General features: G+C 56.6%; 19 protein-coding genes and 1 pseudogene. 9 read left to right on the top strand and 11 right to left on the bottom strand.

Translation table 11 applies throughout. The features are described from left to right. Positions 1 to 4: 4 nt before the first annotated feature. On the bottom strand, positions 5 to 2,248 hold the full coding sequence (locus ACGJAX_RS22535; RefSeq protein WP_390956222.1) for a hypothetical protein: 2,244 nt from the start codon (positions 2,246 to 2,248) through the stop codon (positions 5 to 7). 1,199 nt (positions 2,249 to 3,447) lie between these two features. Between ACGJAX_RS22535 and ACGJAX_RS22530 the strand changes: the two genes are divergently transcribed. Both ACGJAX_RS22530 and ACGJAX_RS22525 read left to right on the top strand, forming a co-directional pair. Then, on the top strand, positions 3,448 to 4,059 hold the full coding sequence (locus ACGJAX_RS22530; protein ID WP_090321219.1) for an FMN-dependent NADH-azoreductase: 612 nt from the start codon (positions 3,448 to 3,450) through the stop codon (positions 4,057 to 4,059). 168 nt (positions 4,060 to 4,227) lie between these two features. Then, entirely contained in the window at positions 4,228 to 5,265 is a 1,038-nt protein-coding gene (locus ACGJAX_RS22525) for a dienelactone hydrolase (protein WP_247255850.1), read from the top strand. Between the two features lie 167 nt (positions 5,266 to 5,432). Here the strand turns inward: ACGJAX_RS22525 and ACGJAX_RS22520 are convergent, their stop codons facing one another. From ACGJAX_RS22520 to ACGJAX_RS22510, 3 genes are all read right to left on the bottom strand, one after another. Next, positions 5,433 to 5,693, bottom strand: coding sequence for a tail fiber domain-containing protein (locus ACGJAX_RS22520; protein WP_390956221.1), 261 nt, complete (start codon positions 5,691 to 5,693; stop codon positions 5,433 to 5,435). Positions 5,694 to 5,855: 162 nt separating this feature from the next. Next, a complete protein-coding gene (locus ACGJAX_RS22515) occupies positions 5,856 to 7,052 on the bottom strand; it encodes an MFS transporter (protein ID WP_390956219.1) in 1,197 nt (398 codons plus the stop codon). 284 nt (positions 7,053 to 7,336) lie between these two features. Then, the gene (locus ACGJAX_RS22510; RefSeq protein ID WP_090321229.1) at positions 7,337 to 8,923 is read right to left on the bottom strand and encodes an ABC-F family ATPase; all 1,587 of its coding nucleotides are present in this window, start codon (positions 8,921 to 8,923) and stop codon (positions 7,337 to 7,339) included. Positions 8,924 to 9,309: 386 nt separating this feature from the next. On the opposite strand from ACGJAX_RS22510, the gene lpxO reads away from it, so the two are divergent. After that, positions 9,310 to 10,209: a lipid A hydroxylase LpxO gene (lpxO, locus tag ACGJAX_RS22505; protein ID WP_390956218.1), complete on the top strand. Its 900-nt coding sequence runs from the start codon at positions 9,310 to 9,312 to the stop codon at positions 10,207 to 10,209. Between the two features lie 66 nt (positions 10,210 to 10,275). Here lpxO and ACGJAX_RS22500 read toward each other — a convergent pair whose 3' ends face one another. Then, a complete protein-coding gene (locus ACGJAX_RS22500) occupies positions 10,276 to 11,136 on the bottom strand; it encodes a Ku protein (protein ID WP_090321383.1) in 861 nt (286 codons plus the stop codon). 190 nt (positions 11,137 to 11,326) lie between these two features. Between ACGJAX_RS22500 and ACGJAX_RS22495 the strand changes: the two genes are divergently transcribed. Then, positions 11,327 to 11,683: a hypothetical protein gene (locus tag ACGJAX_RS22495; protein ID WP_390956217.1), complete on the top strand. Its 357-nt coding sequence runs from the start codon at positions 11,327 to 11,329 to the stop codon at positions 11,681 to 11,683. Between the two features lie 51 nt (positions 11,684 to 11,734). Then, positions 11,735 to 12,886, top strand: coding sequence for a PQQ-dependent sugar dehydrogenase (locus ACGJAX_RS22490; protein ID WP_390956216.1), 1,152 nt, complete (start codon positions 11,735 to 11,737; stop codon positions 12,884 to 12,886). 52 nt (positions 12,887 to 12,938) lie between these two features. Here ACGJAX_RS22490 and ACGJAX_RS22485 read toward each other — a convergent pair whose 3' ends face one another. Beyond that, positions 12,939 to 14,036, bottom strand: coding sequence for a peptidase C39 family protein (locus ACGJAX_RS22485; RefSeq protein ID WP_390956215.1), 1,098 nt, complete (start codon positions 14,034 to 14,036; stop codon positions 12,939 to 12,941). 92 nt (positions 14,037 to 14,128) lie between these two features. Here ACGJAX_RS22485 and ACGJAX_RS22480 point away from each other — a divergent pair, with 92 nt between their 5' ends. The 3 genes and pseudogenes from ACGJAX_RS22480 to ilvA form a co-directional block, all read left to right on the top strand. Further along, positions 14,129 to 15,715 carry a RimK-like ATPgrasp N-terminal domain-containing protein gene (locus ACGJAX_RS22480; RefSeq protein WP_390956214.1) on the top strand — a complete coding sequence of 529 codons (1,587 nt, stop codon included), beginning with the start codon at positions 14,129 to 14,131 and terminating at the stop codon, positions 15,713 to 15,715. Positions 15,716 to 15,722: 7 nt separating this feature from the next. After that, positions 15,723 to 16,646, top strand: a complete 924-nt coding sequence (locus ACGJAX_RS22475) for a magnesium transporter CorA family protein (RefSeq protein ID WP_248914875.1) — start codon at positions 15,723 to 15,725, stop codon at positions 16,644 to 16,646. 304 nt (positions 16,647 to 16,950) lie between these two features. Continuing rightward, positions 16,951 to 17,946: pseudogene (gene ilvA / locus ACGJAX_RS22470) on the top strand (threonine ammonia-lyase, biosynthetic); the annotation flags it as partial. Between the two features lie 62 nt (positions 17,947 to 18,008). On the opposite strand, the gene eco reads toward ilvA, so the two are convergent. Next, positions 18,009 to 18,491 carry a serine protease inhibitor ecotin gene (gene eco / locus ACGJAX_RS22465; RefSeq protein ID WP_390956213.1) on the bottom strand — a complete coding sequence of 161 codons (483 nt, stop codon included), beginning with the start codon at positions 18,489 to 18,491 and terminating at the stop codon, positions 18,009 to 18,011. A gap of 303 nt (positions 18,492 to 18,794) precedes the next feature. Between eco and ACGJAX_RS22460 the strand changes: the two genes are divergently transcribed. Next, on the top strand, positions 18,795 to 19,067 hold the full coding sequence (locus ACGJAX_RS22460; protein WP_090321402.1) for a DUF1652 domain-containing protein: 273 nt from the start codon (positions 18,795 to 18,797) through the stop codon (positions 19,065 to 19,067). Here ACGJAX_RS22460 and ACGJAX_RS22455 read toward each other — a convergent pair. From ACGJAX_RS22455 to xylB, 4 genes are all read right to left on the bottom strand, one after another. After that, complete coding sequence (locus ACGJAX_RS22455) at positions 19,064 to 19,459, bottom strand: hypothetical protein (protein WP_390956211.1); 396 nt, start codon at positions 19,457 to 19,459, stop codon at positions 19,064 to 19,066. The genes ACGJAX_RS22460 and ACGJAX_RS22455 overlap by 4 nt on opposite strands. Positions 19,460 to 19,550: 91 nt before the next feature. After that, a complete protein-coding gene (locus ACGJAX_RS22450; RefSeq protein WP_390956210.1) occupies positions 19,551 to 19,826 on the bottom strand; it encodes a DUF2790 domain-containing protein in 276 nt (91 codons plus the stop codon). 281 nt (positions 19,827 to 20,107) lie between these two features. Next, on the bottom strand, positions 20,108 to 21,052 hold the full coding sequence (locus tag ACGJAX_RS22445; RefSeq protein WP_390956209.1) for a PfkB family carbohydrate kinase: 945 nt from the start codon (positions 21,050 to 21,052) through the stop codon (positions 20,108 to 20,110). Positions 21,053 to 21,065: 13 nt separating this feature from the next. Beyond that, on the bottom strand, positions 21,066 to 22,562 hold the full coding sequence (gene xylB, locus ACGJAX_RS22440; protein WP_390956208.1) for a xylulokinase: 1,497 nt from the start codon (positions 22,560 to 22,562) through the stop codon (positions 21,066 to 21,068). Between the last annotated feature and the right edge of the window lie 49 nt (positions 22,563 to 22,611).

The raw sequence follows: 22,611 nt of genomic DNA, 5'->3' as shown, positions 1-22,611 counted from the left end.
AGGCTTAGCGAGAGGCAATGAGTTGACTTAATTTTCGAGCCATGGATGGCACAACTTTTGCTGACGAGAAGATGTTGATAACTCCAGCGGAACACGTACGCAGTTGTTTTTCCTTGTGCAGAGCAACTGTCTTTTCGACGAATAAGACCGTTTGTTTCCAAGTTAACGCTTCTTTGCAAATCATAATATTTTGGTGGTCTAGATCACGAATAACCTTGCCCATTGTGACTAGAACGTCACATAACTCTGGAGTGATAGGAATTACTATCTGCGTATTCTGTACGACTTCATCCAATTCTTGCGGCAACCCATGAGTGCCCAGTTCGAGATAAGCGGGCAAAGGTTTAAGGCCGTGATTCTCAAAAAATGCGTCAATGTCTTTCATTGTCTTAGCCCCCATCACAACATCCATGCAAGGGCGACCGCGAACAGCTTGATAGGTAATGGCAGTTTGAAAAATCCTGACCCACCGATTAAGGAAAAAAATCATAATTTCTTTCGGCAGATAGTAAGAAAGCAGCTTTTGATTGAATCTAAGGTGGCCGAGTGCTTCTGACATGGCCCGTAGTCTGCCGGTATCGATATAGACTCTAACTGCTGCGGTGGAGCGTATTGATTTGGGATTGATGCGCTTCGCGATATCCAATCCCAATCTGTCGATAAGTATGTTCAGGAATTTATCATCATTTGCAGCATTGAACAGTTGTGGGATTTTTTCGAATTTAGATGGTCTACTGACACCAGTGGATCCAATTAACAGGAAGCGGTATTGATCATCACCAGCTACTCGCAAGAATTCTCTAGCCTGTGATGTTATTGCAAGAATATCTTCAAATAGCTTTTTGGATTTTGGAGTTAAATGGCATTCCTGTTGTGCGTGCGTAGTCCCTCTGCGGCGTTTGTAACTCAGCACAACCCTACCTTCATTCAAGAAGTTTGAAACTCTCCCGTGTTTGTCGTAAAGTTCAAATTCCAGTAGCCAGCTGGTTGTGATAAATGGGTGCTCTACGATGAGAAGATAGATAAAAGGCAGTAATGACCTGGTGGTAAGCAGCATCAACTCTTCATTCAGAGATTTATCAGTTCCAAACAACCGCCGTCGCATTTTGACGAAATGTGGGGCACAGCTATCCAAGTTGTACCCGTGTTTCTGCCAGGTTGCACAGCGATTTTCATAGAGGTGTCTTTGAGCAGAGGGATGATCAACATCTCCAGCCACGCCAATCTCAGAAGCCCTCATTCGTTCATTGAAGCCCGCTAAGATTCGAGCGCACTCTGTTTCACAACATTCCGTTAATGTTTCGATGTCGGATTTGATTTTGCTGAATACCAAATCAGCTGTCTTGCTGTCGGAAAGATGTTCCGGTAGTGGTGTTAGTAAGCTAATGAGTTTGGTGACTTTTGATCCTAGTTTGTTGCTGAGCACATCTTTTGAGTCGCCTACATATAAGTCGTAAAGAGGCTCGGCTACTAATTCACTACCAATAATTGCTGTTCGATATGCATATTCAATTTGATACCAACGACGACGAAATACAGAGGGAGACCAAGAGGGGTTTTTGTCCAGATATTCCACCGAATGAATCTCGTGCATTTCTTCGAATGATTCGTTGACTTCTAGTGGGTCACTAAGAGTTTCTAGGTACTCGGCGTTTGGGTACACCTGGTATAAGAGGTTCAGAATTGTATGCAGCTTGCCGCCGAGGGATACGAGTGTGTTTTTAGGGATAGTCCGCGCATGCTTCGAAAGCTGGCGGTGCCAGTGACTACAATGTTTCTTTCCGTACTGCTTTTGAAATTGAACGAGATTCAGGTAGAGAATATGGCCGTCTTGGCTTCTTAATGGCCATGCTTCATAGTAAGTGAGCAGCGACCTGTTTTTTTCTAATGCTCCGTAGAGCTGTTTTGCATATTTTCGATATTCGTCAGAGCTTTTCAGATGGTATTCGAGTTCGGGTTTGTTGAGGAAGCGCGGAAGTTGGCATGCGCTTCTAAAGTAAGTTTCTGCGGTTGGAAGGCTGAAGTTGAACTCAGTGAGCAAATAACCGTAGAACCCTTCGAGGGTTGGCTGCTCGAAATAGTGTTCTTCCGCACAGCTAATCATCTCCGTGTAAACGAAATAGATATGACAGGTGCGAATGTATTTATCGATTTCTTTTTTTGGGTAGAGGGCTGCCGAAATGAAATCTATTAAGTACAGGAAAAATCCGACAATTGGATATTTCTTAATCTGTCTTACGTTCAACATAGACTTCCCTCCAAAATCGTATTCATTTGGCGTGGATGTACGGTAGGAAATCAGGCGCAGCAGTGCTCAATCGAAGGTACATAGTATTCAATGGGCTTTTAACTGCGAGAGATTGACCTGTTGGAGAGTTAGGTAGTCATGGCTCTTGACCAGCTCAATTTGAAATGTTGATACAGGATAGAACTCGGTCTTTTTTCAAATCAAGTATTTTTTGGTTTTATGGGTGTTGGGTGTGTATATAATAATTAACTAATTGGGTTTTTATGTATGGTTAATTAATAGTTGTTTATTATGTGTCTGTCGTTCTTCCGTTTGATTTTTCTAAAGTTTATTCTTTGACTAAAATCATGACTTTTGCATTTTTGCCATTTTTCGGCTCAAGCGCCTTTCAAGAAAAATTTTAGGGGGAGGGGGCTTTTACACGGCTTGAACGTCCTATTTTGGCTATCGAGGATGCGATTTCCGGCAGACGTTGAGGCGATTGACTAGGGCAGGTCCATACGCGCAGACATGATTAGGTCGATGCGCGATGCGCGATGCGCGATGCACGATGCGCGATGTGGAGCGGGGGGGCGAGCGCGGTGACGGCCTTGCAGTTGTGTTGGCACCTTTAGCCAGCGCTCCGTATTGAGGTTACTCCGCATATGCGCACGCTTGGAGAATCTCTGTGGCGTGAACTCAGTGGGGCCTGCCAGCAGGGCGCGTGCGCTGCGTAGGGGGCATCTAGGGGCACCCAGGGAATCTGGGGTTACCGATCTGGTCGTTGAGTTTGAGGAGGGGCAGGAATGGAGACTCGTGACCTGAGATGACTGGGCAGGAGGATTTAGCGTTGAAGGCGCTCAGGGGAGGGTAATCGACCTATAGGTAGATTCAGGCTGCAACCTCAGACTCTGCTTCTCTCTGACATGTTGAGGGAAGGCAATGCACTGCTCAGTCCACTCCCCATGAGATTCCTTTTGGTGGATTTTGAGGGAAGAGCGTAACGTTGGAGAGGATAGGAGGGGTATCTGAAACTGATCATTTTCAGGGGTGGATTGGTGCTTCTAACAAAACATTGAGGTCTTGCATGGGTACTGGCTCGATTGTTCTATAAGTGGGACAAACTATCGCATTGTTGCAGTCTAATCAGCTATTGGTTTCGTCTGTAGGATCGTTTCCATCAGATCGCCCCGGTGGCGATCCTCACCTGGAGATCCCACATGAAACTGCTGCATATCGATTCGAGCATTCTTGGTGACAACTCGGCGTCCCGTCAGCTGAGCAGCGAAGTCGTCAAAGCCTGGCAAATCGCCGAGCCGTCGGCGGTGGTGACATACCGTGACCTGGCGGCTGACGCCATCAGCCATTTTTCCTCGAACACCCTGGTTGCCGCCGGCACGCCCGCTGAACTGCGCGACGCCGCACAACAGCACGAAGCACAACTCAGTGCTTCTACCCTGGCCGAGTTTCTCGCCGCCGATGCCGTGGTGATTGCAGCGCCGATGTACAACTTCACTGTCCCGACTCAATTGAAGGCGTGGATCGATCGCATCGCCGTTGCCGGCCAGACCTTCCGTTACACCGAAGCCGGTCCTGAAGGGCTGTGCGGCGGCAAGAAAGTCGTGATCGTGTCGACTTCCGGTGGCATGCATGCCGGCCAGGCAACCGGTGTTGCCCACGAAGAGTACTTGAAGGTGCTGTTCGGTTTCATCGGTATCACGGACATCGAATTCGTTCGCGCCCACGGCCTGGCTTATGGCGATGAAGTCCGCAACAAGGCCATGAGCGACGCTCACGCGCAAATCAGCGAGCAATTGTTCGCCGCCGCGTAAAACTTGCGTAAAGACGGTACGCCGTTCAGGCAGCCCTCAAAAAACTCTGTATTCTGGATACGCAAGTACCAGGTACGGAGTTTTTTGTTTCTGGTCGTTTCAGATTGTGGCCCAAGTTATGCAGTCAAGGGTACAGGTCTCGAGTCCGGTAACAGGGTGGGGCATCCCATGGTGCGTCTTTGTGCAACTTTACTGATTTGTCTGCTCTGCAGCCTGAATACAGTGCACGCCGCGCCTGCGCCGCGCCCACACTGGAGCGTCGGTTACCACGAGCTGAGTTTTCTCGACCCGCTGGACCTGCAACCGATGCGTGCGATTGCCTTCTACCCATCGAGCGAAAAGGAACACTCCAGCAGGCTCGAGGGTTACACCGTCGAGGCGGGTGAAGACACCAAAGTCGCCATCGGCCGGTTCCCCATGCTGATGCTCTCCCACGGCAACACCGGAACGCCACTGGCGCTGCACGACCTCGCCACCTCCCTGGCACGCAAGGGGTTTGTGGTGGTAGCCGTGATTCACCCCGGCGACAACTCCAAGGACCACAGTCGTCTCGGCACCTTGAGCAACCTGTACGGACGGCCGATCCAGATATCCGAAGCCATTACCGCGACCCTGGGCGACCGCATGCTGTCGCCGTTCGTCAATGCTGATCAGGTCGGCGTCATCGGTTATTCGGCCGGGGGCGAGACCGCATTGATTCTGTCTGGCGCGACCCCGGATCTGGGGCGCCTGCGCCGTTACTGCCAGGAGCGCCCGGACGACAGCGATGCCTGCAACACCCAGGGTGAACTTATCGTCGACCGCGATGACCTGCAACCGGTGGCGGATCCGCGCGTCCACGCGTTGATGCTGATGGCGCCGCTGAGCTTGAAGTTCGGCCGTCAAACCCTCGCCGACGTGCACGTGCCCGTCCTGCTTTATAGCGGCGACGGCGACAAACTGGTGCCCATCGACAAAAACGCAGTGGCTTTGGCGCGCAAGCTGCCCGTTGCTCCGGACTTCAAGTTGCTGGCCGGGGCAGGGCACTTCGTATTCATGGCGCCGTGCAACGACGAGCAGATTGTCATCACGCCAGCGCTGTGTACTGATGCCGATGGTGTCGATCGTGAAGACATTCACCGCAACCTGATTTCCGAAGCCGGGAGCTTCTTCTCCCGCACGCTGGGCAAGGCGACTCGGGCCGGAATGCAAACTGCCGATCAGTGAGGGGGATCGGCAGTTGTTTATCGTTGGTTACTTATCAGCTAAAGCAGTTCCAGTGTGACTACTCTTGCATTAAGTTCACGTACGGACTCGATAAGAGGTGCCACCCGTTTTTGGTAATCAACTTGCAAGTGGCCCCGATCAGTGCGTACTAATGGGGGGTAGACTTTCTACGCATCCTGGGCAATCAGGCCGACATGGGTAGGGTCGTTTTGCTTCCAGTTGAACGTGACACCATGGAGTTTCAGGAGGTTTTCCATAGGGTTTTCCTGACGTAGAAATGGGCAGCACTCATCCCCAATATCGTCGCCGACGTCCCAGCATTGACCGTTATGGCAGATTTGTTGCTGCGTCGAGCTTTGCGCATGGGCTGTGCCGTAGAAGGAAAACAGCAATGCAGGTGCGAGCAGGCTTAAAGGCAATATACGCATGTTTATTAATTTCCATTTGTCGATTGTTATGTAACAGCGGCGTCGAGCATCTGTGAAAGTTGACACTTCAAACAATGCTGGCTCTTTGTCTCAATCGATGCGGCATGTTGCGCTGGAATCCTTCGGTAATGTTTTAATCCATGATCTTGTCGGTGTCAGCGTTCAATGGGTTTGACGCGCACTTTGGCGTGACAGGAGCAGCGTCAGGCAAAGGCCGGTGACTGACAACAACGCAGCTGCGAAGAATATCCACGTATAACCCAGGTTCAACGCCACCGCCCCCATCAAGGGGCCGGCAATCGCCAACGCCAGGTCGAAAAACACCGCATAGGCACTCAAACCGGCACCGCGGCTGGAGCTGGGCACCTGCTTGATCGCCTCGACGCCCAGTGCCGGATACACCAACGACAGGCCGAAGCCGGTCAGGCCGGCACCGATCAAGGCATAGGCGGTCGAAGGCGCAAGCCACAGCAATAACAGGCCGACTGATTCAATGCTCATGCAGGCGATGGCCGAGGTGAATCCGCCGAAACGGCTGATGCTGGAAATGAACAGCAAACGCGCCAGAATGAAGCACACGCCGAAGACGGTCAGGCAGTAAGCCGCGCCGGTCCAGCCACGGTTGAGGTAATACAAAGTGATGAAAGTGGTCAGGGTACCGTAGCCGATGGAGGCCAGGCTCAGGCTCGCGCCAAAGGGCGCAATGCGCCCGAACACCGCCCAGAACGGCAAACGCTCACCCCGGATCACGGGCACCGATGGCTTGTTGCGAATCAGCAGCAGCGCAGCCAACGCCAGTACCGACAGCGCGATGCCCAGGCTGACGAATCCCAACTGATCGACCATCACCACGCCCAGCGGAGCGCCGATGGCAATCGCGCCATAGGAAGCGATGCCGTTCCACGAGATCGAGCGCGCGGTGTGCTCGGCACCCACTTGGCCCATGCACCAACTGATGGTGCCGACTCCGATCAGTCCCTGGGCGATCCCCAGCAATAAACGCCCCGCAATCAAAATCAACAGGCTCAGCAGCGGAGCGCTTTGCAACAGGGTCGACAGCAGCGTCAATGCCCCGCTCAACACAATGCCTGACAGACCGTAAATGATCGCCCGCTTGGTACCGACGCTGTCGGACATACGCCCGGCCATGGGGCGGCTGAGCAGCGTGGCAAGATACTGCGAGCCGATGGTCAACCCCGCGATGACGGCACTGAACCCCAGTTGTTCATGGACATAGCCCGGCAATACCGCAATCGGCAGGCCGATGCAGAGGAAGGCAATAAAGGTATAAAAAACGATGGAGACGATCTGCAGGGTGATCGCCATGGAGCTTTGCGGTAGCTGTTGCGGCGCAGACATGAGGGCTCTTTCGCGGGCGGCGGTGGGAGAACTGCATGATGGCGTGGCATTGACATAAAAGGAAGCAGGCTAACTACTTTTGCCATGAGATTGTCGCTGTTGTTCATGGCCCCATCGTGAGCAAGCTCACTCCCACATTGTGGAATGTATCCCTTGTGGGAGTGAGCCTGCTCGCGATGACTTATGCACCAACAGGAAACCTTGGTCTGAAATGCAAAAAGCCCTGTCACATGGACAGGGCTTTTCATTGGCAGCTTGTGCAGCTAAAGGCGTGCAGCTTGCCCTTAGAACACCACGCCCTGACTGCGCAGGTAGTCGTCATAGGTGCCGCTGAAGTCGGTCACGCCATTCGGGCTGAGTTCGATGATGCGGGTGGCCAGGGACGATACGAACTCACGGTCGTGGCTGACGAAGATCAGCGTGCCCGGATAGTTCTCCAGCGCCAGGTTCAGCGCTTCGATGGATTCCATGTCCAGGTGGTTGGTCGGTTCGTCCATCACCAGTACGTTCGGCTTTTGCAGGATCAGCTTGCCGAACAGCATACGACCTTGCTCACCACCGGAAATGACCTTGACCGACTTGAGGATCTCGTCGTTGGAGAACAGCATGCGGCCCAGGGTGCCGCGAATGATCTGCTCGCCTTGAGTCCACTGGCCCATCCAGTCGAACAGGCTGACGTCGTCTTCGAAATCGTGGGCATGGTCCTGGGCGTAGTAGCCCAATTCAGCGCTCTCGGTCCACTTCACGGAACCGGCGTCCGGGGTGAGTTCGCCCATCAAGGTGCGCAGCAGGGTGGTCTTGCCGATACCGTTCGGGCCGATGATCGCGACGCGCTCGCCGGCTTCAACGGTGAAGCTGAAGTTCTTGAACAGGGTCTTGCCGTCGAAGCCCTTGGACATCTGCTCGATGGTCACGGCCTGACGATGCAGCTTCTTGGTCTGTTCAAAACGAATGAACGGGCTCACGCGGCTCGATGGCTTGACCTCGGCCAGCTGGATCTTGTCGATCTGCTTGGCGCGGGAAGTCGCTTGCTTGGCTTTCGAGGCGTTGGCCGAGAAGCGGCTGACGAAGGTTTGCAGCTCGGCGATCTGGGCTTTCTTTTTGGCGTTGTCCGACAGCAATTGCTCGCGCGATTGAGTCGCGGCGGTCATGTACTCGTCGTAGTTACCCGGGAACAGGCGCAGCTCACCGTAGTCCAGGTCGGCCATGTGGGTGCAGACGCTGTTGAGGAAGTGACGGTCGTGGGAAATGATAATCATGGTGCTGTTACGCGCCGTGAGAATGGTTTCCAGCCAGCGAATGGTGTTGATGTCCAGGTGGTTGGTCGGTTCGTCGAGCAACAGCACTTCCGGGTCGGAGAACAGGGCCTGGGCAAGCAATACACGCAGCTTCCAGCCTGGAGCGACTTCGGTCATCGGGCCGAAATGCTGTTCCAGGGGAATACCCAGACCCAGCAACAGCTCACCGGCGCGGGATTCGGCGGTGTAGCCGTCCATTTCAGCGAATTCGGTTTCAAGCTCGGCGACGGCCATGCCGTCTTCTTCGCTCATTTCCGGCAGCGAGTAGATACGATCGCGCTCGGCCTTGACCTTCCACAACTCTTCGTGACCCATGATGACGGTGTCGATCACGGTGAATTCTTCGTAGGCGAACTGATCCTGGCGCAATTTACCCAGGCGTACGTTCGGCTCCAGCATGACCTGGCCGCCAGACGGCTCGAGGTCACCGCCGAGAATCTTCATGAAGGTCGACTTGCCGCAACCGTTGGCGCCGATCAAGCCATAACGGTTGCCGCCGTTAAATTTGACCGAAACGTTTTCGAACAACGGCTTGGCGCCGAACTGCATGGTGATGTTAGCTGTAGAGATCAAAGGTTTTTCCTGCGAAGCATTCAGAGTAGCGGGTGGCGGCAGTACCGAATCAGTACCTGCGCTGAGGCCGGGATCATTCCCGTCATCAACCAAGGGGGGGCGCATAAAGTTTGGCGGCGATTGTACTGGTCTGGCTCTTTAAACGATAGGGCAATCCGGCCCCTCAGACGCTTTGCTGGCATCAGCGGACAGATTTTCAACATTTCAGGTTAACTATTGGTTACAAAGTGTGGCTAAAATGCCACCTATCATTAGTCGCCGATATTCAGCGCCGGCTCAACGGCGTGCCATAGGGCTGCTAATCATATTCAGACGCTGCAAAAGCCCCGCAGGCCAGAGACTGGCAGGGCGCGCAGTTTGTTCACCCATGACGTGTGACGAATTCCGTGAAACTCATCATTGCCGCTATCTACGTTGTCTCCATCGCGTATGTCCATCTGCGTGGGCGGGTGCGCCATAAACTGGGCCGCCAATTGAGCGACCACTCGACGTTTCTGGCGCCGATCAACTGCTTCCTTTATCTGTTCTCGAAGCTTCCCAACAAGCCGTATCTCAATCCGGCCGACTTTCCCGACCTGAGCCCGTTGCAGGCCCACTGGGAAGAAATCCGCGCCGAAGGCCAGAACCTCTTGCAGGCCGGGGAAATCAAGCGCTCCAGCCAGTATGACGATGTGGGTTTCAACTCGTTCTTCAAATCCGGCTGGAAACGCTTCTATCTCAAGTGGTACGGCGACAGCCATCCGTCGGCGATGAAGCTATGCCCGCGCACCACCGAACTGGTGCAGAGCATCGGTTCGATCAAGGCTGCGATGTTCGCGGAATTGCCACCGGGTTCGAAACTGGTGCGTCACCGCGACCCGTACGCCGGCTCATACCGATATCACCTGGGCCTGGCGACGCCCAACGACAGCGGTTGCTACATCAACGTCGATGGCGAGAACTACCATTGGCGCGATGGTGAAGCGGTGATGTTTGACGAGACGTACATTCATTACGCCGAAAACGCCACCGAGCAGAACCGGATCATTCTGTTTTGCGACGTTGAACGGCCGATGAAGTATCGCTGGGCGGCCGCGTTCAACGCCTGGTTCAGTCGCAATGTGATGTCGGCGGCTGGAGCGCCGAACGAGGAGGGTGACCGGACCGGCGCCATTAATCGACTGTTCGGCAGGATCTACAAGATTCGTCTGCGCGGCAAAGAACTGAAAAAGCGCAACCGTAAGCGCTATTACCTGGAAAAGTGGGCGATCTTCGGCGGGTTGCTGGCGATCTTCATCCTGGTCTGATTCATTCGCCGGGTCGACCGAGGGCATCGCGGGCTTGCCTTCGGTGAGCCAGGCCGGCCGCGCGCCTTACTTGCTGACTTTTTTCCTTGCCGCCGGTTTGGCAGCCGGTTTGGGTTTTGCGGTCGCCTTGCCTGGCGCCTTGCCGCCCAGACTGCGTTTGAGCAACTCAGTCAGGTCAATGACATCCGCTGTTTTGCGCTCCTCTTCGCCGGTGGCCGTTTCCACATCCTCAATCTTGCCTTCGTGGGCTTTCTTGTCCACCAGGGCCATGATCTTGTCCTCAAACTCGTCCCGGTAGTCATCCGGCGACCACTCGGCGCTCATGTCCTCCACCAGTCGCTTGGCCATATCCAGTTCGCCCTTGGCCAGCTCGGCCTTGGTGACGTCAGGGCCGAGCGCTAGCTCCTCCAGGCTGCGCACTTCCGCCGGCCAGCGCAGTTTCACCAGCACCATGGCCGATTCCAGTGGCATCAGCGCCGCCAGATACTGGCGGGTGTGCAGCACTACGCGTGCCAGGGCGACTTTCTTGGTTCGGGTGAGCGTTTCGCGCAACAGCGCATACACCTTGCCCCCGCGTTTATCCGGTGCCAGGTAATAGGGCGTGTCGATGTTCTGCAACGGGATCTGTTCGCTGTCGACAAAGGCAAAAATGTCGATGGTCTGGGTCGACAGGGGATGCGCCGAGCGAATTTCCTCTTCGCTGAGCACCACGTATCGACCCTTTTCGTACTGGACACCCTTGACGATGTGTTCCTTGGTCACTTCCTTGCCGGTGATCTTGTTGACGCGCTTGTAGCCCACCGGGTCCATGCTGCGGCTGTCGAGCCAGTCGAAATCCACCCCATGGGAAGACGTCGCCGAAACCAGCGCCACGGGGATGTGCACCAGGCCGAAGCTGATTGCGCCCTTCCAGATTGCCCGCGCCATGGTCGTCTACTCGTGAGTGATGATCAGCTGACACGTGGCCTCTGGAAAAAGTTTCAGCGACCTTCAGCCCCACCGGGATGGGGCGCCAACTTCGTGTTACATCTTCTCGGAGTTTTTTGTTAACAAATACGAACCCCGAGCGTAGCGTGCTATCGAAGACTCTATTCTGGCTCACGTCGAGAGGCTCCCCATGAACCGATGCATGCTTGGCCTCATCACGCTGGCCCTCAGCGGTTTCATCATTCCGGCGGTTCAGGCTCATGTGGCAGGGTCAGGTGCGCCGATGCAGATCGCCCAGAACTTGCCGGGCAGCAATAACAATCCCTACAACAGCCCGATTCGCCGCGCCAATCCAAACAGCATGCAGGGTACACAGCCCAGCGCACCTGCCGTCCGGGGGCCGAACACCGTGCCGGTTCCGCGGCCACCGACCCTCGATAATGGTGGCGTCGGCAATCGTTATCCCCAGGATCGGCCGGTCCCCACCAGCCCACCCAAGTTCATCCCCAATCCGCCTCAGCGAGACCCGGACGCCCGCAACCCGTGATGGCCGGGCAGCCAGGCTGTCGGTCATTTCTCATGACAAAAGGAATCGTGCATGTTGCGTAAAACCCTTCTGGCCATTGTCTGCGCCAGCGCCTTGATGACCACCACATTGTCCGCCATGGCAGCGGCTGCTCAGGAGATGCCGAGCGAGCAGGGCACGCTTGAAGTCACACCGATCGTCACGGGGCTGGAACATCCCTGGGCCCTGGCGTTTCTGCCTGACCGCCAGGGCATGCTCGTGACCGAACGGGCCGGCAACCTGAGGCGGGTGACGGCTGACGGCAAACTCTCGGCACCGATCAGTGGCGTGCCAGAGGTCTGGGCCAAGGGGCAGGGTGGCTTGCTGGATGTGGCGCTGTCACCCGACTTCAAGCAAGACCGCACGGTCTACCTGTCTTATGCCGAAGGTGGAGGTCAGGGGGACAAGGCCGGGACTGCCGTCGGCCGTGGGCGCTTGTCCGAAGACCTGACCTCACTCAAGGATTTTCAGGTGATTTTCCGTCAGGAACCGAAGCTGTCGGTCGGCAACCACTTCGGCTCGCGGCTGGTGTTCGATCGGGAGGGCTATCTGTTCATTACCCTGGGAGAAAACAACGACCGCCCGACCGCCCAGGACCTCGACAAGCTGCAAGGCAAGGTGGTGCGGATTTACCCCGACGGCAAGGTGCCGGACGACAACCCCTTTGTCGGTCAGGCCGGCGTGCGCCCGGAAATCTGGTCGTACGGTCATCGCAATCCCCAAGGCGCGGCGCTTAACCCCTGGACCGGCGTCCTCTGGGAGAACGAGCACGGCCCCCAGGGCGGTGACGAGGTCAATATCATCGAACGCGGCAAGAATTACGGCTGGCCGCTGGCCACCCATGGCATCGACTATTCCGGCCAGCCGATCCCCGAAGCCAAAGGCACCACCGCCGAAGGCACCGTCGCTCCGCACCATGTCTGGGAGAAATCCCCCGGCCTCAGTGGGCTGGCGTTCTACGACGGCGACCGATTCAAGGCCTGGCAGCACAATGCGTTTATCGGTGCTTTGGTGACTCAGGAATTGATTCGCTTGCAGTTCGACGGTGATCGGGTGGTCCACGAAGAGCGCTTGTTGGGTGAGCTCAATCAACGCATTCGCGATGTGCGGCAGGGACCGGATGGCTATTTGTACGTGCTGACCGATGAAGCGAACGGTGGGCTGTACAAGCTGGGACTGAAATAACGCGCAGCCCTGTGGAGAGGGGCAGGCCCCCTTGCCATAGAAATCGGGGCGTTCACTCGCGACGATACAGGATCACCGCCGCCCGCAGCTTGTCCCGGCCGAATCGGCACATTTTTTCGAACTCCCCGTGGCTGACCGGCAGATGCTGGCAGTCCATGGGTTGGCGATGCTGGCTATGGTCCACATCGGGGTCATGCAGGTAGACGAATTCGTCGTCGCAATCGGTGACGATCACCCAATGTGGCGATTTCGAACGGGTCAATCGATAGCTGCTGATCAGCACCAACGGCTGTCCTCCCTGTTCCAGCAAGCGCGGCAGGTTCAGCGCCCCGCCCATCGCACACTCGACATCAGTGGCTTGCAACTGCGTCGTGAACTCATCGTGCACCAGGCGCATGACGTCTTTTTTATGCTCGTCGCGCACGCCGTCGAGGAATAAAGGGCCGGGCATGCTCAATTGCAGATTCACCCGAAAGCCCCGCCGCCAGGCCGCCAGTGCCAAGCCCTGTGGACTGCAACCTCCGTGACCGGAAGTCATGAACACGGTAGTCGCCTCGCGCCAGATCTGCAGTTCTTCGCGGCGCTCCAGCGCTCGGCCCTGTTGCAACGCGCCCATAGCCATCAGCAGACAGGCCGGACCGCAGGTGAAATCGGTGGTTTGTGGGTAATAGGGCACCTGGATGTTTCGTGAGTCGCGGTGCTGAAGGATGCGCTTTTCCAGGCGCAAAGCGTCGGCGTGGTCCTGGTAGTAGTCGTGAATCAACGCGAAACGCCGATAGCCATTGCGCTCATACAGGGCAATCGCTGCCGGGTTATCGATGCGCACCTCCAGCCGCAAATAGGCGCAATCGTGCGCCAGTGCACAGGCCTCGATGCGCTCGAGCAATTGTTTGCCCAAACCGCTGCCCCGCGCCTGGACCGCGATTGCAATCGAATACAGGCGTGCCAGCGACGTACCGCGATGGAACAACACAACGGCATATCCCACCAGGTCCTCGCCACGCTGGGCCACCAGCAGTTGTCCGTGTGCCCGAGTGATCATCCATTGGAAGCTGCGACTGTTGAGCCGATCCGTGGTGAAACACTGTTCTTCAAGTTGCAGTAGTGCAGGTAGATCCTCAGTGACCGCCAACCGAAATACCAGACTCATATGACCACCGTAAAAGTTGCGTAATGAAACGGGACTTTCGAAAAAGTTCGTGCTTAATAGGAAAGGTCTTGTTCTCCAACGGATCAATCACTATGTCAGCGGTACAAGGTCATTGGCGCGCAGTATCCGAGCAAACTTTGCCGGCAGCAATCACTTCCGCAACTTATTTAAATGATGCGAATAGAACTTCCAGCCAATTGATTATCATCGTCGAGCGCAAGGAAGATTGGGCCTCTTACTTCCCCAGTGAAGACATCGTTACGGCCCAGGAGTATCTCGAGCAAACCCGCGACAATGACCAGGGCAAACGCGTTCAGGTGATCAACCTGTGTCGCAGTTACAAGTACCTCGGGCATGGCTACTATTGCTCGCTACTGGCCGAAGCGCGCGGCCACAAGGTCATCCCGTCGGTGCGGACCATCAGTGAGCTGACGCGTAAATCCCTGTATGGCCTGGCGCTGGATGATCTGGACAAAACCCTTGAGAAAGCCCTCAGCCATCATCTCTACAGTGATACCGAAGGCTTTACCCTGACCTTGTATTTTGGCAAAACCAACATCGAGCCTTTACAGGATCTGGCGCGCCAACTATTTGAAGTGTTTGCCTGTCCGATTCTGTTAGTTGAGTTTCGCCGAACTAACGGTTGGCACATCGAGGGCATCAAGTATGGTGCGCTGCACAAGTTGCGCGAAGACCAGGAAGATCAGTTTGCGAACTCGCTGGACAGTTTCAGTCGCAAGATCTGGCGAATGCCGCGATCAAGGCGTCTGGCTCGTTATGACCTGGCGATATTGCACGATCCCCAGGAAGCCTTGCCGCCGTCCAACGCCAAGGCGCTGGACAACTTTGTCAGGGTCGGCAAGACCCTGGGGATCGACGTCGACTTGATTGAGCGCAAGGATTACGCACGAATCGCCGAGTACGACGCACTGTTGATCCGCGAGACCACCAGCGTCGACAACCACACCTATCGTTTCGCCAAGAAAGCCGAGAGCGAAGGGCTGGTGGTGATGGACGATCCAGCGTCCATCCTGCGCTGCACCAACAAGGTGTACCTGACAGACCTGCTCAAAAGCCACCAACTGGGCATGCCTGCCACCGAAATCCTCTACAAGGAGCGACCGGAAGATTTCGAACGGGTCGGCGAGCGCCTCGGTTTTCCGTTGGTGTTGAAAATTCCCGACGGCTGTTTTTCCCGAGGCGTGATCAAGGTTGAAAGCCAGCAGGCATTGCTCGAAGCCACGGCCGAGCTGTTCGAGCATTCCGTGCTGTTGCTGGCCCAGGAATTCTTCTACACCGAGTACGACTGGCGCATCGGCGTACTTAACCGCAAACCGATCTTTGCCTGCCAATACTTCATGTCCAAGGGACACTGGCAGATCTACAACCACAAGGCCAAGGGCCAGGACATCAACGGCGAATGCCGGACCCTGGCCGTTCACGAAGCGCCCCGCGCGGTGGTGGAGCTGGCTGTGAAGACCGCCAACCTGATCGGCGATGGCTTGTACGGCGTAGACCTCAAGCAGTCCGGTGACAAAGTGGTGGTGATCGAAGTCAACGACAACCCGAACATGGACGCCGGCATCGAAGACGCTTATTTGCAGGACGATCTGTATTCACTGGTCCTGGAGGAATTCGTCCGCCGCCTTGAACTCAAACGCCGCGGCCAGGCCTGGTGAGCGGCCAATGATCAAAAGTTATCAATTGAGCCACGGTACGCTGCACGCCGTTGAAAGACTGGATGCCGAGGTGATGCTGTTCAGCAATCCCGACGCCGCCGAACGGGACCTGCTGCACAGTCAATTCAAACTGGATGATCACGCCCTGGCCTCGGCGCTCGACCCTGACGAGGTGTCGCGCATCGAGTTTCACCCGGACAACCTGTTCCTGATCTGGAAGCGACCGGACAATTACTCTGGCGCCGACAGCCTGGCTTTCCAAGTGTCGTCCTGCGGCCTGTTGTTTTGCCCTGGCCGCTTGCTGGTGATCACCACTGACGATGCGCCCCTTGGCGGACTCGGCAAGCGCCAGCCGCTGAACACGCCACTGGATGTGCTGCTCGAATTGCTGTTCAACAACATCCATCACTATTTGGGGCACCTCAAAGTGATCAAGATGGTTGCCCGGGAGTTGCAGCAGAAATTCAATGCGTCGATGCAGAACCAGCACTTGATCCAGATGTTCAACCTCAGCGAAAGCCTGATCTATTACATCAACGCCATTCACAGTAACGGTGCGGTACTGACCCGGTTGCGCAATCATGCGGAAAAGGAGCACTTCGGCGCCCATGCCATTGGCCTGATCGACGACCTGATCATCGAAAACAACCAGTGTTACAAGCAGGCGGAAATCTACTCGACGGTGTTCTCCGGGCTCATCGACGCCCGGGGCAACCTGATGAACAACAGCATGAACAACCTGCTGCGCAAACTGACATTGATCAACGTGGTGTTTTTGCCGCTGAACCTGATCGCGAGTATCGGCGGCATGTCCGAGTTCAGCATGATGACGGCGGGGACCCCGTGGTGGGTTTCTTATCCATTGTTTTTGCTGGCAATGATGTTCGGGGCAGGGGGGATGTTGCTGTGGCTGAAGCGATTGGCGAAGTGAATGAGGCCCCCTTCACCGTAATTGAAGTGCTCACTAAACCCTGTGGGAGCGGGCTTGCCCGCGAAAGCAATCTCGACGACGCTACAGATTCAGGATCAACAAGCCAAAGAAAATTGGCCATTGACTTGCCATCAGCACCCGGCTAATTTCCGGACATGACTTCCACCGTATTGCGCTGCCAGCCAAGCATTATTACCGCCATTCCTCATTTGGCGGGCTAGCTCACGACTGCAGCACCCAACCCGCCCTAGAGGCGGGTTTTCATTTTCTGTCTCGGGGCTCTGATCAACGTCAGGAGACGATCATGACCCGCGTGCACACCCAACAATCCCTGCTTGAGCATTACGTCAAAAAGATCCTTGCGGCGCCGGTCTACGAGCTGGCGGTGCGCACGCCGTTGCAACTGGCGCCAGCGCTGTCTGCGGCATTGGGCAATCAAATCCTGCTCAAACGCGAAGACTTGCAACCCACCTTCTCCTTCAAGATCCGTGGCGCCTACAACAAACTGGTCCAACTGAGCCCTGAGCAAAAGGCGCGGGGCGTGGTGACGGCGTCGGCGGGAAATCACGCCCAGGGCGTGGCGTTGGCTGCACGTGAGCTGGGGATCGACGCCACAATCGTGATGCCCGCCACCACACCGGAACTGAAGGTGCTCGGGGTGCGCAGCCGTGGCGCGGATGCTTTGTTGCATGGCGAGAGCTTTCCGTTTGCCCTGGCCTTTGCGCTGGACCTGGCGCAAACGACCGGGAAGACTTTCGTTTCGCCCTTCGATGACCCGGATGTGATCGCGGGGCAGGGCACCGTGGCCATGGAGATCCTGCGTCAGCACCAGGGGCCGCTGGACGCTATTTTCGTACCGGTGGGCGGTGGTGGCTTGATCGCCGGCATTGCGGCGTACGTCAAATACCTTCGGCCTGAAGTACGCATCATCGGTGTCGAATCGGAGCACTCCGCTTGCTTGCAGGCAGCATTGCAGGCAGATCAGCGCGTCGTCCTGCCAAGCGTCGGCACCTTCGCCGATGGCGTGGCCGTCGCACAGATCGGCGCCCATGGCTTTGAAGTGTGCCGGTTCTGCGTCGACGAAGTGCTGACCGTCAGCAACGACGAACTCTGCGCCGCGATCAAGAATATCTATGACGATACCCGCTCGATCACCGAACCTTCCGGTGCATTGGCGGTGGCTGGAATCAAGAAGTACGTCGCCAGAAGCGCAGCCCGTGGCCAGACCTTCGTGGCCATCGATTCGGGGGCCAATATCAATTTCGACAGTTTGCGGCATGTGGCCGAGCGCGCCGCGTTATGCGACGCCCCGGCGTGAATCAAGTCAGCCGGCAAGCGGACGGCAAACGGTGCGTTTCACGGTTACTCAGCGATTGCGTTATCGACTTTGCCGGAGGCTGACCAGATCCGGTAGCGAACCTCGACGTCCTTGGGCACGTAGAGCACGATGGGCAGTTTGCTGTTGTAGCGCAGCATGAACCCGTCACCGACCACCGGCACGAAGTCCTGGTGACTCTTGCCATCCGGGCATGCCATGAGGGTGCTCATTGGGCCGATGACTTTTTCCAGGCGGTAGAACGGATAGCCCCAACCCTCAAGGTTTTTCTCTTCGAGAATGCCGCCCAGGCGTTGGCGATTGCAGTCGACGTTCAAGGTTTTGCCGGCGAGGATCTCGACCTGGTAGTCGTCTTCACGGGCTTGCGGGGTGAGGTGGATAACCTGGCGGGTAAAGCCACTTTCAGGTTTCGGAAAGGGGGCGACCTCTTCAAGTTTCGCTGCGTGCGCAGCGCTCGACAGTACGGCAACTATCAGCCCAACGGTGGTGTTAGCGGTCCAACAACCCATGTTGCCTCCTTGCGTATGTGTGGGGTCAGCGGATACTGGATCAGCGTGTTTCTATTCTTGACGGCATCGGCGGCTAATGCAAACCGGACATCGGAGTGTGCAAATTGCAGGGCCTCTGAATGTGTTTTTTGCAAATTGCACGGTCAATATTTGAGAACGCCGGAATAACTTCTTGATTTACCGATGAACTGCACAGCGAAATTCAAGGCATGTTTTATGCTGGAGTAGTTCTCAAGCTGGCCGGGATTTCACATGAGTCAGCACCGACAGTTGATTGGCAGTCTCACAAAGGAGAGGGTCGCCATGTTTTTATCTGCCTTGGAACTACGCAACATCATTGAAAGCAGTTTTCTACCGAAGCGCTGCCAATGCACGCTGACGCCGGAGTTGTCGATGACGGTAAAAGTGTATTCGGACGGTGAGACCGATCAGCTGGATCTATTGAAAACGGGCATAAACGCTCAACAACTCAATGGCTGCCGGGAAATCAATGATTTGATCGCCGAACTGCGTTCAGACCTTGAACTTCACCATACGGAAAGCGTTCACCGCCACGTGGTGGGCAAGGCCGGTTAGCCCACTGTCTCGAGCTCCACCGATACGCGTCGGGTCTGGAAAAACGCCAGGCCCAGCGCCAGTTCGAATCCGACCGCAAGCAATATGCCCGGACCGACATGGCCATTGAGCCATTCGCCGAAACCCAGCGCCGCCAGTCCCCAGCATCCAACCGTGAAGCCATAGCTCAATGCTTGACGGATGGGTGACGGTGCTTCATTGCGAATCCGATAAAAAATCACGCACAACGCCGCAAACAATACGGCGATCCGTCGTGCCATCAGTCCAGCCGCCAGCGAATATTCGATATCCCAGGTCGCCAGTAACCACTGGGGCGTCAACCCCCAGACCAGCGCCAGTAGCAGACACAATGTGGCAGTGAATGTCGACAGCGTACGAAACGATAACTGCATGGCGAATCCTTGCGGCAGTGGGGGAAGGCGCTAGAGCATAGCGCCAGAACCCGCTCACGAATACCGCAAGGTGTTATTTCAGACTTTTCAGTCAGTTCTGATAACTGCAGGCGTCAGACAGTTTCCGGTAGGCGATTTCCGCAGGCTTGCCCGACTGGTCATCGATGTACTTCATTTGCGCCGTGACGACCTTGCAATCCAGGGTGTCGGGTTCGGTCAGCGCGATGACTTTACCCACGTGCAGCGACATGCCGTAGTGATAGGAAGGTACGGATTGAGTGGTGGTAGTGGTGTCGTTGGCCTGTGCAACCCCTGTCAATGAGGCACAGACCAGGGCGGCGGAAACGAGCAGGTTGCGCGAGTTCATGAGGCGATCTCCAGTGCAGGCGTAAGTCAGCTCGACGTGTTGTCGAACCTGCCGCACTGGGCGTCAGAGGGCTCTGCGGGAGTGCGGTCCAGTAGAGTGTTGGACTGCGCGATTAAGCATTGGTTAAGTCACCTGTACGCCGCCTGTCGCCTGGCCGCTACCGTTTGGCGGCAACGTTCCGGCTAAAGTCGTCGAATCTCCCACGGCGCCCGTTGTGAATGACCGGGAACTGTAGGAACGGGCTTGCTCCGGGCCGCGCTCCTGCGACAGGGCCTTCGAATTCAACGACGACCCAATTGATGCCGATACGGCAAGTCCGGTCCGGTCTTGCTGCACGTCAGCGCCGCAGCCTGAACCGCAAACCTGACCATCGCGTCGATCTGTTCACGACTCAATTGGCCCACGCCTTCAGCCGAATCCAGCTGCTGCTCGGTCAACCAGGTAATCAAAGCCGCTTGAAAGGTATCGCCGGCACCGACAGTGTCGGCGATTTTCACCGCACAGGCGGGAATCGACCACGAACCGTGGGCGCGACTGAACACGGTGGCGCCTTCGCCACCTCGGGTCAAAAACGCCAACTGACAACGGTGCTGCAACCAGCCATCAATCACCCGTGCCGGGTCTTGCCCGGGATACAGCAGGTTCAAGTCTTCATCGCTGACCTTGATCAGGTCGGCGTGCTCCACCAACGTGGCAATCCGTGAGCGCCACAGCTCGATGTTGGGTTCAGGGTTAAGCCGCACGTTGGGGTCGAGGCTGATCAGGCGCCGACCACTTTCGCGACGCACCAACTCCAGCAGCGTGTCGGCCACGGGTTGCACGACCAGCGAATATGAACCGATGTGCAACCCGCGCACTTGCGTCCCCAGTTCCGGCAGATGTTCCGGTTTCAGTTGCCGGTCCGCGCAGCCCTCGCCACGGAAGCTGTAGTGCGGTGAGCCATTGGCCCCGACCGCGACCATGGCCAGGGTGGTGGGCGCCGGGAAATCCACCAGGTAGTCAGTGTCTACGCCTTCGTCCTGCAACACTTGCAACAAGCGCCGACCGAGGTAGTCGGTCGACAATCCGGCAAACAGCGCTGCGTCGACGCCCAGGCGGCACAAACCCACCGCGACGTTGAACGGCGAGCCGCCGGCAATCGCCTTGAAATTCACTTTTGAAGCCAATTCGCTGGCGTCGTTTTCACTGAAGAAATCGAACAGCGCTTCGCCACACACCAGATACATAGTTATTCGCTCTTTAAAGGGTTGCGACATGCTGTCGATAGCGTTCGTAGGCCTGTTGGGAGGCCATCACGTTTTCTGCAATCGGCAAGGTTTCACTGGCCAGGTCGAGTTTCACGCAACGCTCGCACAGGTCCGAGAGGCTGTCTTCGTGGCCGTTGGCCCAGGATGTACTCCACGCCGCCTGAATCGCCGCGCCCAGGGCGGCGGCTTCGCTTTGTTCGGTACAGATCACTGGCGTGTTCATGGTGTCGGCGACTATTTGCCGCCACACCTGACTTTTCGAACCGCCGCCGATCAGGCAGATGCTGCGGCTTTGTAAGCCATTGTCGCGCAGCAGGTCCAGTCCATATCGCAAGCCGAAGGTAGTGCCTTCGACCACGGCACGGCACAGATTGGCTTGGGTCAGGTTGGTCATGTTCAGACCCAGGACGCTGCCGGTGGCATGGGGCAGGGCGGGCACGCGTTCGCCGTTGAGGAACGGCAGCATACATACGCCTTCGGCGCCGATGGGGGCCTGGGTGACGAGCGCGTTGAAACACTCGATATCCAGATCGAACAACTCGCGGATCACCCCGGTGGCGTTGGTCAGGTTCATGGTGCAGATCAACGGCAGCCAGCCGCCGCTGGAGGAGCAAAAGGTCGCCACCGCAGCGTCCGGGCTGACCTTCGGCTGATCGGCATAGGCGTAGATCGTCCCGGACGAACCGAGGCTCATGGTGATCGCGCCCGGTTTGATGTTGCCCGTGCCGATCGCGCCCATCATGTTGTCACCGCCGCCGCTGGAGACCCGCGCGCGCGGGTTGATGCCCAAGTGCCCGGCGATGCTCGGCAGCACGGTGCCGACGGGGGCGTGAGCATCGATCAGTTCCGGCAACGCCGCTTGCAAGCGGCCGCTGGGGTCGATGTCACGCAGCAACTGCAAATCCCATTGGCGGGTGCGCACATTGAAGTAGCCGGTGCCGGAGGCGTCGCCGTACTCGCTGCAGCTGCGCCCGGTGAGCCAGTAGTTGAGGTAATCGTGGGGCAGCAGCACGTGAGCGATGCGGGAGAAAATCTCGGGATGCTGTTCCTGGGTCCATAACAGTTTGGACACGGTGTAGCCTGGGGCGATGACCACACCCAGACGTTCCAGCGAGCCTTTTTCGCCGCCCAGATGCCTGAGCAGTCGATCGTTTTCTTCGGCGGTTTCGGTGTCGCACCAGAGCTTGGCCGGGCGCAGCACCTTGCCCTGATGGTCGAGCAGCACCAGGCCGTGTTGTTGGCCGGATACGCCGATGCCCAGAATGGCCTGGCCGTCGACATTGGCTGCCAGCAAGGCGCGCCGGGTGGCGAGGGTCAACGCGTCGAGCCACTGCGCCGGGTCCTGTTCACGGCGGCCATTGGCGCCACTGATCAGCTTGTGCGCAGCAGCGCCCTGGCCCAGCACTTGACCACTGACGGCGTCCAGGATAATGGCTTTGGTGCCCTGGGTGCCGCAGTCGATGCCGAGGAAGAGTTGTTGGTTTGTCATGGCAGGTCCTGTGTGTCAGGTCGATCTTGGTGACCATTGAGCATCTGCG

The sequence above is a fragment of the Pseudomonas moorei genome, assembly GCF_042846945.1.
In the GTDB taxonomy this organism is placed as follows: domain Bacteria; phylum Pseudomonadota; class Gammaproteobacteria; order Pseudomonadales; family Pseudomonadaceae; genus Aquipseudomonas; species Aquipseudomonas moorei.
This window is presented reverse-complemented; position numbering and strand designations above follow the sequence as displayed.

Excerpts from the sequence above, each read along its gene's own strand:
- ACGJAX_RS22495 (WP_390956217.1), top strand. The coding sequence starts at position 11,327 with ATGAACCGATGCATGCTTGGCCTCATCACGCTGGCCCTCAGCGGTTTC.
- ACGJAX_RS22525 (WP_247255850.1), top strand. The coding sequence starts at position 4,228 with ATGGTGCGTCTTTGTGCAACTTTACTGATTTGTCTGCTCTGCAGCCTG.
- ACGJAX_RS22520 (WP_390956221.1), bottom strand. The coding sequence starts at position 5,693 with ATGCGTATATTGCCTTTAAGCCTGCTCGCACCTGCATTGCTGTTTTCC.
- ACGJAX_RS22480 (WP_390956214.1), top strand. The coding sequence starts at position 14,129 with ATGTCAGCGGTACAAGGTCATTGGCGCGCAGTATCCGAGCAAACTTTG.
- ACGJAX_RS22450 (WP_390956210.1), bottom strand. The coding sequence starts at position 19,826 with ATGAACTCGCGCAACCTGCTCGTTTCCGCCGCCCTGGTCTGTGCCTCA.
- ACGJAX_RS22515 (WP_390956219.1), bottom strand. The coding sequence starts at position 7,052 with ATGTCTGCGCCGCAACAGCTACCGCAAAGCTCCATGGCGATCACCCTG.
- ACGJAX_RS22535 (WP_390956222.1), bottom strand. The coding sequence starts at position 2,248 with ATGTTGAACGTAAGACAGATTAAGAAATATCCAATTGTCGGATTTTTC.
- ACGJAX_RS22455 (WP_390956211.1), bottom strand. The coding sequence starts at position 19,459 with ATGCAGTTATCGTTTCGTACGCTGTCGACATTCACTGCCACATTGTGT.
- ACGJAX_RS22445 (WP_390956209.1), bottom strand. The coding sequence starts at position 21,052 with ATGTATCTGGTGTGTGGCGAAGCGCTGTTCGATTTCTTCAGTGAAAAC.
- ACGJAX_RS22490 (WP_390956216.1), top strand. The coding sequence starts at position 11,735 with ATGTTGCGTAAAACCCTTCTGGCCATTGTCTGCGCCAGCGCCTTGATG.
- ACGJAX_RS22475 (WP_248914875.1), top strand. The coding sequence starts at position 15,723 with ATGATCAAAAGTTATCAATTGAGCCACGGTACGCTGCACGCCGTTGAA.
- xylB (WP_390956208.1), bottom strand. The coding sequence starts at position 22,562 with ATGACAAACCAACAACTCTTCCTCGGCATCGACTGCGGCACCCAGGGC.
- eco (WP_390956213.1), bottom strand. The coding sequence starts at position 18,491 with ATGGGTTGTTGGACCGCTAACACCACCGTTGGGCTGATAGTTGCCGTA.
- ACGJAX_RS22485 (WP_390956215.1), bottom strand. The coding sequence starts at position 14,036 with ATGAGTCTGGTATTTCGGTTGGCGGTCACTGAGGATCTACCTGCACTA.
- ACGJAX_RS22460 (WP_090321402.1), top strand. The coding sequence starts at position 18,795 with ATGTTTTTATCTGCCTTGGAACTACGCAACATCATTGAAAGCAGTTTT.
- ACGJAX_RS22530 (WP_090321219.1), top strand. The coding sequence starts at position 3,448 with ATGAAACTGCTGCATATCGATTCGAGCATTCTTGGTGACAACTCGGCG.
- ACGJAX_RS22500 (WP_090321383.1), bottom strand. The coding sequence starts at position 11,136 with ATGGCGCGGGCAATCTGGAAGGGCGCAATCAGCTTCGGCCTGGTGCAC.